Origin of the sequence: Arthrobacter sp. EM1 (assembly GCF_029964055.1) — a bacterium.
In the GTDB taxonomy this organism is placed as follows: Bacteria; Actinomycetota; Actinomycetes; order Actinomycetales; family Micrococcaceae; genus Arthrobacter.
This window is the reverse complement of the sequence record NZ_CP124836.1, coordinates 2,044,873-2,060,126: the sequence shown is the minus strand read 5'-3', so window position 1 is coordinate 2,060,126 and position 15,254 is coordinate 2,044,873. Positions and strand designations below refer to the sequence as shown.

12 protein-coding genes are annotated in these 15,254 nt (G+C 66.6%); 8 read left to right on the top strand and 4 right to left on the bottom strand.

The window, feature by feature from the left end; all coding sequences use genetic code 11:
* Positions 1–61 precede the first annotated feature (61 nt).
* The gene (locus QI450_RS09455) at positions 62–1,264 is read left to right on the top strand and encodes an ROK family transcriptional regulator (RefSeq protein WP_226774561.1); all 1,203 of its coding nucleotides are present in this window, start codon (positions 62–64) and stop codon (positions 1,262–1,264) included.
* Between the two features lie 16 nt (positions 1,265–1,280).
* On the opposite strand, the gene QI450_RS09450 is transcribed toward QI450_RS09455, so the two are convergent.
* The gene (locus QI450_RS09450; protein ID WP_226774560.1) at positions 1,281–1,478 is read right to left on the bottom strand and encodes a hypothetical protein; all 198 of its coding nucleotides are present in this window, start codon (positions 1,476–1,478) and stop codon (positions 1,281–1,283) included.
* A gap of 415 nt (positions 1,479–1,893) precedes the next feature.
* Here QI450_RS09450 and QI450_RS09445 point away from each other — a divergent pair, with 415 nt between their 5' ends.
* Positions 1,894–2,868 (top strand): methylenetetrahydrofolate reductase, encoded by a 975-nt coding sequence (locus QI450_RS09445; RefSeq protein ID WP_226774559.1) that lies wholly within the window; start codon positions 1,894–1,896, stop codon positions 2,866–2,868.
* A gap of 53 nt (positions 2,869–2,921) precedes the next feature.
* Positions 2,922–5,252, top strand: coding sequence for a 5-methyltetrahydropteroyltriglutamate--homocysteine S-methyltransferase (metE, locus tag QI450_RS09440; RefSeq protein ID WP_226774558.1), 2,331 nt, complete (start codon positions 2,922–2,924; stop codon positions 5,250–5,252).
* Positions 5,253–5,334: 82 nt separating this feature from the next.
* On the opposite strand, the gene QI450_RS09435 is transcribed toward metE, so the two are convergent.
* Entirely contained in the window at positions 5,335–5,841 is a 507-nt protein-coding gene (locus tag QI450_RS09435; protein ID WP_226774557.1) for a DUF2004 domain-containing protein, read from the bottom strand.
* A 63-nt stretch (positions 5,842–5,904) separates the two neighbouring features.
* Complete coding sequence (locus tag QI450_RS09430; protein ID WP_226774556.1) at positions 5,905–7,800, bottom strand: BCCT family transporter; 1,896 nt, start codon at positions 7,798–7,800, stop codon at positions 5,905–5,907.
* 101 nt (positions 7,801–7,901) lie between these two features.
* Here QI450_RS09430 and QI450_RS09425 point away from each other — a divergent pair, with 101 nt between their 5' ends.
* Positions 7,902–9,299: an aldehyde dehydrogenase family protein gene (locus QI450_RS09425; protein ID WP_226774555.1), complete on the top strand. Its 1,398-nt coding sequence runs from the start codon at positions 7,902–7,904 to the stop codon at positions 9,297–9,299.
* A 1-nt stretch (position 9,300) separates the two neighbouring features.
* Here the strand turns inward: QI450_RS09425 and QI450_RS09420 are convergent, their stop codons facing one another.
* Positions 9,301–10,233, bottom strand: a complete 933-nt coding sequence (locus QI450_RS09420; protein ID WP_226774554.1) for a LysR family transcriptional regulator — start codon at positions 10,231–10,233, stop codon at positions 9,301–9,303.
* A gap of 183 nt (positions 10,234–10,416) precedes the next feature.
* Between QI450_RS09420 and QI450_RS09415 the strand changes: the two genes are divergently transcribed.
* The 4 genes from QI450_RS09415 to QI450_RS09400 are packed head-to-tail and all read left to right on the top strand — an operon-like array spanning position 10,417 to position 15,162.
* Positions 10,417–11,811: an FAD-dependent oxidoreductase gene (locus QI450_RS09415; RefSeq protein ID WP_226774553.1), complete on the top strand. Its 1,395-nt coding sequence runs from the start codon at positions 10,417–10,419 to the stop codon at positions 11,809–11,811.
* Positions 11,808–12,539, top strand: a complete 732-nt coding sequence (locus tag QI450_RS09410) for a DUF1365 domain-containing protein (RefSeq protein ID WP_226774552.1) — start codon at positions 11,808–11,810, stop codon at positions 12,537–12,539. The genes QI450_RS09415 and QI450_RS09410 overlap by 4 nt, the downstream gene beginning before the upstream one ends.
* The gene (locus tag QI450_RS09405; protein WP_226774551.1) at positions 12,536–13,909 is read left to right on the top strand and encodes a cyclopropane-fatty-acyl-phospholipid synthase family protein; all 1,374 of its coding nucleotides are present in this window, start codon (positions 12,536–12,538) and stop codon (positions 13,907–13,909) included. Before QI450_RS09410 ends, QI450_RS09405 begins: the two co-directional genes overlap by 4 nt.
* Positions 13,906–15,162 carry a cyclopropane-fatty-acyl-phospholipid synthase family protein gene (locus QI450_RS09400; protein WP_226774550.1) on the top strand — a complete coding sequence of 419 codons (1,257 nt, stop codon included), beginning with the start codon at positions 13,906–13,908 and terminating at the stop codon, positions 15,160–15,162. The genes QI450_RS09405 and QI450_RS09400 overlap by 4 nt, the downstream gene beginning before the upstream one ends.
* The last annotated feature ends 92 nt before the right edge of the window (positions 15,163–15,254 follow it).

Genomic DNA, 15,254 nt, shown 5'->3' with positions numbered 1-15,254 from the left:
AGGGGTATCAGTGCCTGAAATCCGCCAGCCCTCGCCGAGGCGCGGAACCAACTTGCCGCGGATGGGGGATTTCAACCTCACGGTGATCCTCGACGCCATCCGTCGGTCCCCGGCGGGCCTTAGCCGGGTGGAACTGGCGCAGATTGTCGGGCTGTCCCCGCAGACGATCTCCAACATCTCCCGGCGGCTGCTGGACCAGGACCTGATCTACGAGGCGGGCAAGGAAGGCACCGGCCCGGGCAAGCCGCGGACCATGCTCAGGCTCAAGTCCTCCGGGATGTACGCCGTGGGTGTCCATCTGGATCCCGCCCTCACAACGTTCGTTGTGCTGGACCTGGTCGGAGCAGTGGTCAAGCATTCCCGGATCAAGACCCCGATGGGCTCGGATCCCGGCGCCGTTATCAACACCATCGCCGCCGAAATCAAGCAGCTGGTCGTGGATTCCGGCGTCGACCCCGCCCGGATCGCCGGCCTCGGCGTCGCTTCTCCCGGACCGATCGACCTGGAGGAGGGCACTGTGGTTGACCCTCCGCTCCTGCTCGGTTGGGACCGCGTGCCGCTCCGGGATGCGCTCGCAGCGGCGACGGGGCTGTCCACCATCGTGGATAAGGATGTAACGAGCGCCGCCGTGGCGGAGACCTGGGCGGGCGGTCCGAGCGGCTCCGGCAGCTTCGTGTTTATGTACATGGGCACCGGCATCGGCTGCGGGATCGTGCTCAATGACGAGGTGGTCCGCGGCACCTCCGGCAACGCCGGCGAGATCGGGCATATCATCGTGGATCCTGACGGCCCGCCGTGCGTGTGCGGGGCGCGCGGCTGCGTCCTGTCCTCCTGCATCCCTCAGGTCCTGGTGGCCCGCGCCGTCGAAACGGGGGTCCTGGCGGGACCCCTTGCGGTCCAGACAGGTCCTGCCCTCCAGGAGAGCTTCGCCGCGCTGTGCGCGGCGGCGGTCGCAGGCGAGCCCCGGGCCGAGGCGATCATTGACCATTCCGCCGTGCTGGTGGCCCGCGCCGTCTCCATCGTTACCAACGCCTTGGACGTGGACCGTGTGGTTTTCGGCGGCCCGTTCTGGACCTGCCTCTCACAGCGCTACCTTGAACGGGTCCCGGAGCTCGTCCGGGACGGCAGCGCCACCCGGAAGATCCACGAGATCGAAGTGGTCGGCACCGGCGTCGGCGAGGACGTCGGCGCTGTCGGCGCCGCCTGCCTCGTGCTTGAACACACGCTGGCACCGCGCTCGCAGCGCCTCCTGCTGGACGGCTAAAGCCTGCCGGCAGGCGTCAGTCGATGTCCTCCACAACGGAACCGAACGGGATGGTGGAGTCCAGATGGGCCTGGTGGTCGTGCGGGTGCACCACAACCCGGACGCCGTGCATCTTGTCCGCCGCGGACTGCATCAAAATGGGACGCACGGCGTTGATGAAACTCTCGCTCTTGCCGGCGAGGTACTCCTGGTAGCTGGCTGGAAGCTGGATCATGGCAAAAGAATAGTCCTGCGCGGGTGTGAAAGGCAGATGCCGGCGCCAACACTTCCGTCGGGTATACCGTCCGCAAACCGGCCCCTGGCGCATTAAAGCGAAGAATGTTCTGTCACCAGCCGGAAAGTTCCGTAAGAGCACGTCTTAATTCGGCAGCGGACTTGAACGCTGACCGGGCGGGCCGTAAAGTTCTATCCAAGTTACCCCGGTAACGTGTCAGCGATCCTCCGCTGAAGGCCTGCCCACCGGCGGCCCAGGAGGGTGTGGGTGCCCCCATGTGGGCCTGACATTTGCTCACGGAATACTTCGTATCAGGCGTAACAGTCGCGGCTGCGTCCTGCTGGAGTCTCCTCCGTGTTCCCCAAACTCAATTCACCGACGGCAACGCCGTCAGTGGTCACAGCCAAGGACGCAAATGTCTCCACCAAGCCTTATTGACACCCATCCAGATCTTGCCGGAACGGCTCCTGTCGCCCTCTCCTACGAGCTATTCCCGCCGCGGTCACCCGCTGCCACGGAATCGCTCTGGACCACCATCGGCGAACTCGAAAGCACGGACCCGGACTACGTGTCCGTGACCTACGGCGCCAGCGGCTCGAACCGGACCACCGCCGTCGAACTGATCAACCGGCTTGTCCAGGAGACCACGCTGCGGCCGCTGGCGCACCTGACCTGCGTTGGAAACTCACCGCAGGAGCTCGCCGACATCATCGGCGAACTGCTCGACGTCGGCGTGCGTGGCATCCTTGCCCTGCGCGGCGACCAGCCCAAAGACGGCGTTGTGCCGCCCGCGGGTTCGCTGCGATACGCACAGGACCTGATTGAGCTCATCCGCCGGGTCGAACAGCGCCGGTCCGCGCTGCTCTGCGCCGGTAAGGTGGCGATCGGCGTCGCTGCCTACCCCACCCGGCACCCGGAGTCCCCGAGCGAAGCGCATGATGTGGAGGTGCTCCTGGCCAAGCAGCGCTCCGGCGCGGACTTTGCCATCACACAGGTGTTTTTCCACACCGGCCAGTACGCGGACCTGCTGGCACGGGCACGCCGGGCCGGCGTCACCATCCCGATTATTCCGGGGGTTATGCCGCTCACCAGCGTCCGCCGGCTCACCCGCCTCAGCGAGCTGACCGGCGTCGCGCCGGACCCGGTCCTCATCGACCGGCTCACCGCCGCGGGCACCGACACCGACCGGACCCGGATCGGGGTCGGCGCCACAGTGGACTTGGCTAACGCGGCGCTGGACGCCGGAGCCCCCGGGTTGCACCTCTATACCTTCAATGAACATGCCGCTGCACTGGACGTGCTGGACAAACTCGCGCTGCCGCGCCCGCGGAGCGCCAGCCGGCACAGAAGCCACCAGCGCACGGCCGGACGCCGACAGCTCGCCGGCTGACGGCTCACCAAAAACTCTCCTCCGCACCACACCACCAACTTCTAGGACTTCCCATGACTGACACGCTCACCCCCTTCCCGTCCGCTTCGATCCTGGGCTACCCGCGCATCGGCCGGCGCCGCGAACTCAAGAAGGCCGTCGAGGCTTACTGGGCCGGCAGCATCGATGCCGCGGCCCTCGATGCCGCAGCCAAGGAGATCCAGCTCGGCACCGCCAAGCGCCTGCAGGGCCTGGGCCTGACCGAGGCGGCAGCAGTGCCCGGCACCTTCTCCTACTACGACCAGGTGCTCGACGCCGCCGCCCACCTCGGCGCGGTGCCCGCCCGCTTCGGTAACCTCCTGGATGCCGGGGGCCAGCTCGGCATCGACGGCTACTTCACCCTGGCCCGCGGCACCAAAGACCAGCAGCCACTGGAAATGACCAAGTGGTTCGACACCAACTACCACTACCTCGTCCCGGAAATCGGCCCGGAAACCGATTTCTCGCTGACTTCCAGCCGCATCGTTGAGGAATTCGCCTACGCTTTGGCCAACGGCGTCGAGACCCGGCCGTACCTCGTCGGCCCGGTCACCTTCCTGTTGCTGAGCAAGGCCTCCGGGGACGCCCCCGCCGGCTTCAGCCCGCTCTCGCGCCTGGCGGACGTCCTGCCGGTGTACACAGTCCTGCTGGAGAAGCTCGCCGCCGCCGGGGCCAGCTGGGTCCAGCTCGACGAGCCCGCCCTGGTGGTGGACCAGGACACCCCCGCCGAAGAGATCCAGGCCGCAGTCGCCCGTTCCTACGAGGTGCTCGCCGCCGCCGCCAACCGCCCCCGGCTGTTCGTCTCCACCCCCTACGGCGCGCTTGACGGCCAGCTCGGCACGCTCGCCGCCACCGGCATCGACGCCCTGCACCTGGACGTCTACAAGGGCGGTGTGCCCGCCGCGGCGGCCCTGGCCGCGCTGGGCAATACAACCCTCGTCGCAGGCGTTGTGGACGGCCACAACATTTGGCGCAACGATCTTGCCGCCTCGGCCGGGAAGCTCACCGAGCTCCGGAAGTCCGTCGCCCGGCTGGCCGTCAGCACCTCCACCACCACCGCGCACGTTCCGCACGACGTCGAGGAGGAAGTCCAGCTCCCCGCGCAGCTGCGCAGCTGGCTCGCCTTCGCCGACCAGAAGGCTACCGAAGTTGTTACCCTGGCCGGTTGGCTGACCGGGCCGGAAGCAGCCCGGCCCGCCATCGAGGCGGCCACCCGCATCATCGCCGACCGTGCCGCAGCCAAGGGCGTCCGCCGCGACGAGGTCCGGAACCGCACCGCCGCGCTGACCGGGGCCGACTTCAGCCGCTCCGCCTACGCCGTCCGCGAAGCCGCGCAGTCTGCGGCGCTGCACCTGCCCCCACTGCCGACCACCACCATCGGCTCCTTCCCGCAGACCGGTGAGATCCGCACCGCCCGGGCCCGCGCCAACAAGGGCTTGATCAGCGCCGAACAGTACGGGCTGCTGATGAAGGATGAGATCAAGCGTGTTGTGGAGCTGCAGGAAGAGCTCGGTTTCGACGTCCTGGTTCACGGTGAGCCGGAGCGCAACGACATGGTCCAGTACTTCGCCGAAAACCTCGAGGGCTTCGACGTCACGGTGCACGGCTGGGTCCAGTCCTACGGCTCCCGCTGCACGCGCCCGTCCATCCTGTGGGGCGATGTCACCCGCGGTGCACCGATCACAGTGGACTGGGCCAGCTATGCGCAGTCCCTCACCGGCAAGCCGATGAAGGGCATGCTCACCGGACCGGTCACCATCCTCGCCTGGTCCTTCGTCCGCGACGACCAGCCGCTCGGCGAGACCGCCGACCAGGTGGCGCTGGCCCTGCGCGATGAGATCACGGACCTCGAAGCTGCCGGCATCAAGATCATCCAGGTGGACGAGCCAGCCCTGCGCGAACTCCTGCCGCTGCGCACGGCGGACCAGGCCGCGTACCTGGACTGGTCGGTGAACTCCTTCCGCCTCGCCACCGCGGGCGCCGCGGATGCGACCCAGATCCACACGCACCTGTGCTACTCCGAGTTTGGCGCCATCATCGACGCGATCGACGGCCTCGACGCCGACGTCACCTCGATCGAGGCCGCCCGGTCCCGGATGGAGGTTGTGCATGATCTTCAGTCCCATGGCTTCAGCCGCGGCGTCGGCCCGGGGGTGTATGACATCCACTCGCCGCGCGTCCCGGGCGAGCAGGAAGTCACCGAGCTGCTCAGCACCGCCGTCAGGCACGTCCCGTCCCGCCAGCTCTGGGTCAATCCGGACTGCGGCCTGAAAACCCGCGGCTACGCCGAAACCGAAGAATCCCTGCGCAACCTCGTCGCCGCCACCCGCACGGTGCGCACCGGGCTGCTTGCGGCGGCCAACTAGCCCAGCGCCAGGAACGACGCCGGCCGGTCACCCCGCAAAGGTGACCGGCCGGCGTCGTACGTTTGAAGTTGTGCCCGTGAAGTCAGCTCTCCCAGAGGATCTCATCATCCACGACGCCGTCCTCGTCCGCCGAAGCGACCAGGACTTCGTCGGTGAAATGGTTTCCGAGGGTGAAATCCAGGACGAAGTAGCGCTCCGGCTGGCCGGGGAAAATCCCCACATGGCCCAGTTTCAGGGCCTTGAGGAATACCTCATTGGTCAGCTGGCTCTTGTCCGTGATGCCAAAGACCTTCTGCAGGTGTTCGGCCTTAATCGCGTTGCAGTGAAAATGGCGGTATTCCTGCGGGCTGGTTCCGTCTTCATCGAGTTCTTCGGCGATCATGTCGCGGACCTCGTCCACAAGCTCGGGCAGGAACCGGAGGCGGTAGTCGACCTTGCGCAGGGCCGCTTCATCGAAGTGGTCGTGCGCTTGGACATTTAAGTCAAGCTCCAGGGTTTGACCCGCCAGATCATGCTTGGCGGAGAAATTATGGTCTCTCCCGTGGTTGAGCTCGACTTCTCCGAAATGCTGGCTGGCTACCTTGCTCATACTTTCAACATAGCCCTGAATACCGCTCCGTTCCAGCGTTCGCCTTGCCTTTTTAGCGCAGGATCACCAGCGCGAGGGTTCCTGATCGCCCCGGTCCGGGATGTCCTTGGCATCCCGGGAAACAAACGGATCGTGTTCCACAACGTTGTCAACGTCGGAGATCAGGACGTCATGGGACTCGGCGTTTTCGATCGCCAGGGCCCGTTCCGAGGCGTGCCGTGGCTGCGGCGCCTCGGCCATCAGGGTGTCGACGGCCGCGGTGGATGGCTCGGGGCTTGGCAGGATTTCCGCCGGGACTGCCGTCCCGGCCGGGGCGCCGCGGCGGCGCAGCAGCTGCATCCAGCGCGGTGTATTGCCGAGGATCCCGTTCTCGGCGAGTTCTTCCACTTCCAAGCCGTAGAAGTCACCGATGTGGTCTACCAGTTGGGCGCGGCGGGCCCTGTCGTAGGCCCGGCGCTCACGGCTGAAGGCGATGAACGTGGACCAGCAAATCAGCAGCATCACCACGCTGAAAGGCAGCGCGATGATAATCGCCGCGGTCTGCAGGGCCACCAGCCCGCCGGAGATCAGCAGGGAGATGGCCAGGACTGCGGTGATCAGGACAAAGAAGGTCCTGATGCGTTTCTTCGGGTTGACCTGGCCGCCGGTGGCGATCATGCCCATCACCAGGGCCCCGGAGTCCGAGGAGGTGATAAAGAAAATGGCGATCAGCAGGATGACGCCCACAGTCAGGACCGGAGTGCCGGGGATGAAGTCGAGCATGCTGAACAGGGCGCTGGAGACATTGACACTGCCGTCGGACTCCAGGAGTGTGCCGTTGCCGCCGAGTTCGACAGCGAGGGCTGTGCCGCCAAGGACGCTGAACCAGAGGATGCCGATCAGGGTCGGGACCAGGATGACGCCGGCAACAAACTGGCGGACCGTGCGGCCCTTGGAAATCCGGGCAATGAAAATACCAACAAAGGGGGCCCAGGAAATCCACCAGCCCCAGTAGAACGAGGTCCAGGAGGCTTGCCATGCTTCGCCGGCAGCACCGGTGAAGGCATTGACGTTAAAGGAGAGCGAAACGAAGTTCTGGACGTAGGCGCCCATGGACTGGACAAATTCGCGCAGCAGGAAGGTCGACGGGCCAAAGACCAGCAGGTAGACCACCAGCAGGCCGGCGAGCACGAGGTTGATGCTGGAGAGCCATTTCATGCCCTTGGTCAGTCCGGAGAGGACGGAGAGCAGGACGAAGAAGGAAATGATGATGATAATAACGATTTCGGAGCCACGGCTGGCTTCCACCAGGTTGATGCTTTCCAGCCCGGCGCTGATCTGCAGCACACCCAGGCCCAAGGAGGTCGCCACGCCGAACAGGGTGCCCACCAAGGCGACAACGTCGATGGCGTTTCCCCACGAACCCTGCACCCGCTTGCCCAGCAGCGGTTCAAGGGCCCAGCGGATGGACACGGGCCGTTTGCGGCGGTGGATCGCGTAGGCGAGGGCAAGTCCGATCACCACGTAGATGGACCAGGCGTGGACCCCCCAATGCAGGTACGTCTGGCTGAGCGCTTGCTGGGCCAGTTCCGAGGGGGTACCGCTCACCCCGGGCCGGGGATTGGCGAAGTGGCTCAGCGGTTCGCTGACACCATAAAAAACCAGGCCGATGCCCATGCCGGCTGCGAACAGAAGCGCAAACCAGGCCAGCAGGGAAAACTCGGGTTCGTCGTCGTCGTGGCCGAGCTTGATGTCGCCAAAACGGCTGAAGCCAAGGAAGAGGCTAAAGGCAACAAAGAAGCTGGTAATCAGGACGTAGTACCAGTTGAAGGAGTTCACGATGTTTGACTGGATGGTGCTGAACATTGCTTCGGCGGTCTTGGGAGCCAGCAGTGCAAATGCCGCGAAAACGGTCACCAGCACTGCAGCGGGCCAGAAGACCCACCGTTCTACGATTCGGGGTCTAGTATTTTCGGCCATCCTTCTAGCCTAACTGCCTGAGAGCCGGCTGGGAGCAGGAATTCCTGGCAGCTAGGGTGCGGACACCGTTGCCGGCGGCAACGTCCGGGTACATTTATGACATGCAACCCGCAGCCGCCGCCGTCGCCCGCGCCCGTGAAATTTTTGACAGCGGAGCCACGCGTCCGTTGGCCTGGCGGCTCGAAAGGCTCGCCGGATTGCGCCGGATGCTGGCCGATCACAGCGACGATTTTGCCGAAGCGCTGGGCAGCGATCTGGGCAAACACGCGACCGAGTCGCTGCTGGCGGAAGTCGGATTTGTCACAGCAGAAGCCGCGCATCTGGAAAAAAACCTCAAAGGATGGCTGCGGCCGCGTGCCGTCGCCGTGCCGCTTGCGGTCCGGCCCGCCAAAGCCTGGACCGAGCTGACCCCGCTCGGCGTGGTGCTGGTGATCGGGCCCTGGAACTACCCGCTGCAGTTGCTGCTGGCGCCGCTGGCCGGTGCGCTCGCCGCCGGCAACACAGCCGTGCTGAAACCCAGCGAGCACGCGCCCGCGACCTCGGCGGCCCTGGCCCGGTGGATTCCCGAATATTTGGCCGGGGCGGTGCAGGTGGTGGAAGGCGGAATCCCGGAAACCACTGCGCTGTTGGCTGCGGAGGTTGACCATATCTTCTTCACCGGCGGGGAAACGGCCGCCAAAGTGGTGCTGCGCGCGGCGGCGGAGAACCTGACACCGGTAACCCTGGAGCTCGGCGGCAAGTCACCGGCCTATGTGGACGCCTCCACGGACCTGGCCGGGGCAGCCAAGCGGATCGCCTGGGGGAAGTTCATAAATGCCGGGCAGACCTGTGTGGCGCCCGACTATGTCCTGGCCACCAAGGACGTGTTGGTGCCGCTGGAGCGAGAGCTGGTTAGGGCAATCGGCGAGCTCTTCGGGCCGGATGCTTCCCGCAGCGACTCCTACGGCCGGATCGTCAACGATCAGCACTTCGCGCGCCTCGCGGCCCTCGCCGACGGCAGCACAGTCGTCCACGGCGGCCAACGGAACGCCGCGACCCGGTACTTCGCCCCGACCCTGCTTCGGCCCGCTCCCGGGGACGCCCTGATGGGGGAGGAGATCTTCGGTCCGCTGCTGCCGCTGGTTCCCGTCGCCGGGCGGGAGGAAGCCATCCGGAGAATCAACGACGGCGCCAAGCCGCTGGCGCTGTACGTGTTCAGCGGCGACGAGGGCACCCGCCGGGCATTCGCGGACCAGACATCGTCGGGAGCGCTGTGCTTCGACGTCCCCGCGGCGCACCTGATGGTTCCGGGGCTGCCGTTCGGCGGCGTCGGCGCCAGCGGGATGGGCGCGTATCACGGGGAGTATTCACTGCGGACCTTTTCACACGAGCGGGCAACCCTGGCCAAGCCGCTGCGGCCGGACACGCTGGAACTGATTTATCCGCCCTACAACAAAACCAAACGCTGGGTCGTCAGCACGCTGGTGGCACCCGTTGGCAAGCGGTTCCGCAAGAACTGACTCACCCGTTGCCGGTGACGGCACGCTGGACGGACGGTGAATTGAACGTTTCGCCCAATAGCTCGACAAACAGCTGCACCTGGGCTGTCTGCTTTTCATTGATCAGCAGGGCAAAAACGTTGCGGGCCAGCCGGATCTCCGGAACGTCCAGCACCACCACACCGGCCGGGCGGTGCAGCAGGGCCAGTTCGGGAACCAGCGCAGCCCCCAGCCCGGCCGCGGCCATCTCCAGGCTGGCATGGAAGTCATCGCTGTACGCCACCACCCGGGGGTGCAGGTTGCAGCTGGCGAAGAGGCGCTCGATCACCGTGGCGTCGGATGTGCCGGGATGATGCACAATCCAGGGCATGTCCGAGAGGTGGTCGGCCGCGATCTTCGAATCCGTGCCGATGCCCCAGGCGGCCGGCAGCACCACCCGGAAGTTGTCATCGCCGATCCACTGCCGGTTGACGGTGTGCGGCCAGGCGAGGCCCGACTGCCCCACCTGGTACACCAAGGCGACGTCGAGTTCGCCGCCGGTGCGCAGGCCCTGGATGGTCTGGGCCGGCTCAGCGACGGAGACCCGCAGGTCGATGCCAAGCTTCTTCCAGGCCGGGTTCGCCAGGATCCGGGGCAGCACATAGGTGGCCAGGCTGGGGAAGATGCCCAGCCGGAGTTCCTGCCGGGTGGTGTCACCGGTGCGGGAGGCCGCCGCCATCAGCGCCTCGATGTCGGTGAGCACCTTGGCCGCGTGCCGGGTCATAACCTGGGCGGCCTCGGTGGGGTGGATGCTGCGGGCCGAGCGCTGGAACAGTTCGACGCCGGTGTCACGCTCCAGGGCGGACATCTGCTGGGAAACGGCCGACGCCGTGTACCCGAGGCGCGTGGCGGCGGCCGCGAAGGACCCGAGCCGGGTCACTTCGACCAGGGTCCGCAGATGGACGGGGTTAATCAAGGGGTGCCCTTCTCGGATTCCGGTGAGGCGGGACCGCAATCCCGCTTCATTCTGGCACATTGGTTTCAAGCAGAAAGCTGGGGAACCGCACACATCCGCGGGCGCCTCGGCGACGAATTGCCCGTAAGAAGTTTAACCAGGACGATCCAGGCAATGGATAGAGCAGCCAACAGGAGCAAATCAGTGTCAGATGCAGCAGGGATTCCGCAAGGCCGGCGGATCGCCGTGATTGGCAGCGGCGTGGCGGGGCTGACCGCCGCGTACGTCCTGAACCGTGAGGACTCTGTCACCGTCTTCGAAGCCGATTCCCGGCTGGGCGGCCACGCCCACACCCACGACGTGCCGCAGGACGGTGGGCCGGTGCTGGGCATCGACACCGGCTTTATCGTTCACAACGAACGCACCTACCCCACGTTGCTCCGGCTTTTCGCGGAGCTGGGCGTTGAAACCCAGGACTCCGAAATGTCCATGTCCGTCCGCTGCGACGGCTGCGGTCTGGAATACGCCGGTGCCCGGGCCAAGGGCCGCGGGATCCTTCCGGGGCCTGCCACCTTGCTGCGCGGACGATACCTGCTGATGCTGCTGGAGGTGATGCGCTTCTACCGGAAGGCCCGCGCTTTGCTCGCCGAGACGGATCCGGCCGGTACCGACATCACGCTGGCGGAGTTCCTGGCCCGGGAGAAGTTCAGCCGCTACTTCATCTCGCACTTTATGACCCCGATCGTGAGCGCCGTCTGGTCCTGCGACCCGGCCACGGCGCTCGCGTACCCGGCCCGCTACCTCTTTACCTTCCTCGGCCACCACGGCCTGCTCGGAGTATCCGGTTCACCGCAGTGGCGCACCGTCACCGGCGGCTCACGCTCCTACGTGGACAAGCTTGCGGCCACGCTGGACGATATCCGGCTCGCCAGCCCGGTCACCGGCGTGCGCCGGCACGCGGACGGCGTGGAACTAACGACCGGAAACGCCGACGCCGGCTTCCGCACCGAAAACTTCGACGCCGTGGTGATCGCCACCCACCCGGCCCAGGCGCTGGGCATGCTCAACGACGCCTCGCCCGCGGAGCAGGCCGCGCTCGGCGGCATGCCGTACTCGGTAAACCACACGGTCTTCCACCGCGATGCCGCCGTGCTGCCCGCCAGTGACAATGCCAAGGCGTCTTGGAACTACCGGCTGCCCGCCTGTGACGCCCGCCCGGACAAGGTCCTGGTCAGCTACGACATGACCCGGCTGCAGCGGCTGGACACCGCCGACGGCGGACGCTACATCGTCAGCCTCGGCGAGTCCGAGCTGATTGCCGACCATACGGTGCTTGACCGGATGGTCTACGAGCACCCGCAGTACACACCCGAATCGCTCCGGGCCCAGCAGCAGATCCTGGCCCTAGGCGACGCCCGGCTGGCCTTCGCCGGCGCCTACCACGGCTGGGGATTCCACGAAGACGGCGCCCTTTCCGGGGTCCGGGCCGCGGAACGGCTCGGTCGCAGCTGGGACATCCCCGCCGTGGCCCTGAACGCGGAGTACCGCGCCGTCGCGATCGATCCGGACCTGCAAAGCGCCGCCGCGGAGGGCTCATGAGCGCCGCGGCGGCCATCTACCGCACCTCGATTGCGCATGTGCGGCGCACCCCGCTGAAGAACGCTTTCACGTACCGCAGCTACAGCTGGTATGTCGACGTCGACCGGCTTCCCATGGTGCCCCGGCTGCTGCGTCCGCTGGCCGATTTTCGTGTCGCGGACCATCTGGGTGACCCGGAGGGCACGCTGCGCGGGAACGTGGAGGCGTTCCTGGCCACCCGCGGGGTCACCCTGGACGGCGGCCGGATCACGATGCTTGCCAGTGCCCGGGTATTCGGGCACGTGTTTAATCCGCTGAGCCTGTTCTGGTGCCACGACGCTGCCGGGGAACTGCGCTGCGTTGTGGCGGAGGTCCATAACACCTACGGTGAACGGCACTGCTACCTGCTGGAGACGGACGACGCCGGCCGGGCCAGCGTGCCGAAGGCCTTTTACGTTTCACCGTTCAACGACGTCGACGGCGAGTACCGGATGAAACTGCCGGAACCCGGCGCACGGCTCGCAGTCTCGATAGTGCTGGAGCGCGAAGGGCACCGGCCTTTTATCGCCAGCATGGACGGTGAACGGCACGACGCCACGGTGCGGACGATCCTCGCCACGGCGCTCGCCGTCCCGCTTGCGCCGCTGCGCGTCTCGGCGCAGATCCGCTGGCAGGGAATCAAACTGTGGGCACGCCGGCTGCCCCTGATCAAACGACCGCACCACCCTTCCCAGGAGGCAGTACAGTGACAATGACCGAAGCGACCGGATCGGGCGCGGCGCGCCGCGAGAATGAGGCCGCAGCCCCTTACACCGTTCCGCAGCCTCCGGCGGTGGTTGACGCCGCCATCTGGCCCAGCATCGCCACCGTCCCTTCAAGCCTGAAGGCGCGGCTGGCCGGCCGTGCTGCTGACGCCATCTTCAAAGCCGCGGTCCGCCGGCTCCCGCTGGAGGTCCGCTACCCGGACGGTACCGTCCTGGGCAAGGCAGCCACGCCGGGCCACCGCTACCCGGTTATGACCATGAACCGTCCCCAGGCCTTTGCGGCCCGGCTCGGCGACGGCGGATTGATCGGCCTGGGCGAGTCCTTTATGGCCGGCGATTGGGACGCTGACAATCTGACAGCCGTGATGGAGGTTTTTGCCGCCCGCGTCGGGACCCTCGTGCCGGAGCCGCTGCAGAAACTGCGTGCGTTCTACCTGCCGCGCCAGCCGCGCAAGGAACGCAACACCGAGCAGAACACCCGCTCGAACATCTCCCGGCACTATGACCTTTCCAACGAACTGTTTTCCACGTTCCTGGATGAGACCATGACCTACTCCAGTGCGCTGTTCCCGGAGACCGGCGAGGCCCTCAAGAGCGTGGCTTGGGACGGTTTTGCCGCGGCGCAGCAGGCCAAGATCGACCGCCTGCTGGACAAGGCCGGCGTCGGGGCGGGCACCCGGGTGCTGGAAATCGGCACCGGCTGGGGCGAGCTCGCCCTCCGGGCAGCACAGCGCGGGGCCACCGTTTACTCCGTCACCCTCTCCAGCGAGCAGCAGGAACTTGCCCGCAAGCGGGTCGCCGACGCGGGGTACGCCGACGCCGTCACAATCGAACTGAAGGACTACCGCGCGGTTGAAGGCGAGTACGACGCCGTCGTCTCTGTGGAGATGATCGAAGCCGTGGGCTTCGAATACTGGGCTACGTATTTTCAGACGATCGAGCGTCTCCTGGCCCCGGGCGGAAAGGTCGCCATCCAGGCCATCACCATCGCCCACGACCGGCTGATGGCCACCCGCACCAGCTACACCTGGGTGCACAAGTACATCTTCCCCGGCGGCGTCATTCCCTCGGTGCGCGCCATCGAGGACACCACGGCCAAGCAGACGGGACTGCGCGTGCGCGAACGCCTGGCCATGGGGGAGCACTACGCCCAGTCGCTCAGGCTCTGGGAAGAGCGCTTTATGGCCCGCTCCGCCGAGGTCCGGGCGCTGGGCTTCGATGAGATCTTCCAGCGTATGTGGCTGTTCTACCTCTGCTACTCCCGGGCAGGCTTCGAAACCGGCTACCTCGACGTGCAGCAGATCGTGCTGGACCGTCGGACAGTGGGCGAGTCGAACAACGGATCCGCCGAATGACGGCGCCGCTGGCCACAATGGTCGAGGAGGTCCTGCGGCCGCTTGCCGGCGGGGAGCTCCCCGTCCGGCTCGTCGCCTGGGACGGCAGCGAGGCCGGTCCGGCCGGCGCCCCGGTGGTCCGGCTGAACTCCCCGGATGCCATCCGGCGCCTGCTCTGGGCGCCGGGGGAGCTGGGCGCGGCGCAGGCATATGTCACCGGTGAGCTGGATCTCGACGACGACCTGAACAGCACCCTCGAGCACCTCTGGAAGGTGGTGCGGGACCGGGGCCTCGCCGGTATCCGTCCCACGCCGGCGGTGCTGGCCGGCGTCGCACGGATTGCCCGCGCCGCCGGGGCTCTCGGCGCGCCGCCGCCGCCGCCGGCCAGCCAGGCCAGGGTCAAGGGACGGCTGCACAGCCTCCTCCGGGACCGTGCCGCGATCAGCCACCACTACGACCTCAGCAACGATTTCTATGCGCTGATCCTGGACCCGCAGATGGCCTACTCCAGCGGCTACTGGACGGATCGGGCAGCGGACGGCAGTTCGTCCCCGAACTACGGGCTGGAAGACGCCCAGCGGGACAAGCTGGACCTGGTCTGCCGCAAGATCGGGCTCAAGGCGGGGATGCGGATGCTGGACGTCGGCTGCGGCTGGGGCTCGCTGAGCCTGTATGCGGCGCAGTACTACGGCGTCGACGTCGTCGGCGTCACCCTCTCCGTGCAGCAGAAGGCGTTCATCGACGCCCGGATCAAGGAACGCGGCCTTGAGGGGCGCGTTGAGATCCGGGTCCAGGATTACCGGGAAATCCCGGACGGACCGTTCGACGCCGTCGCCTCACTGGAAATGGGCGAACACGTTGGCCAGCAGAATTACCCCGTCTACGCCGCCGCCCTGTTTAATAACCTCGCCCCTGGTGGCCGGGTGCTGGTCCAGCAAATGTCCCGGCGGGGCAAGCATCCCGGCGGGGGTCCTTTTATCGAGTCCTTTATTGCCCCGGACATGCACATGCGTCCGGTCGGGGACACGCTGGGCTTCCTGGAAGACGCTGGCCTGGAGGTCGAGGGCGTGCAGGGCATGCGCCGTGACTATGTCCGGACCCTCGAGGCCTGGTACGCGCGGTTCGAGGAGAACCACGCGGCCGCCGTCGAAATGATGGGGGCGGAAGTCGCCCGGGTCTGGCGGCTGTACTTGGTCGGCGCGCTGCGCAGCTTTGCCGAACGCCGGATGGGCGTGGAGCAGATTCTCTGCAGCAGGCCGGAGACCGGCAGGTAACAGCAACTCTGAGTCGCCGTACGCCGGCGAAGGCGGGCACCCGGTGGGTGTCCGCCTTCTTCGTGTTTCCGGACACCACGACGGGTGCTTAA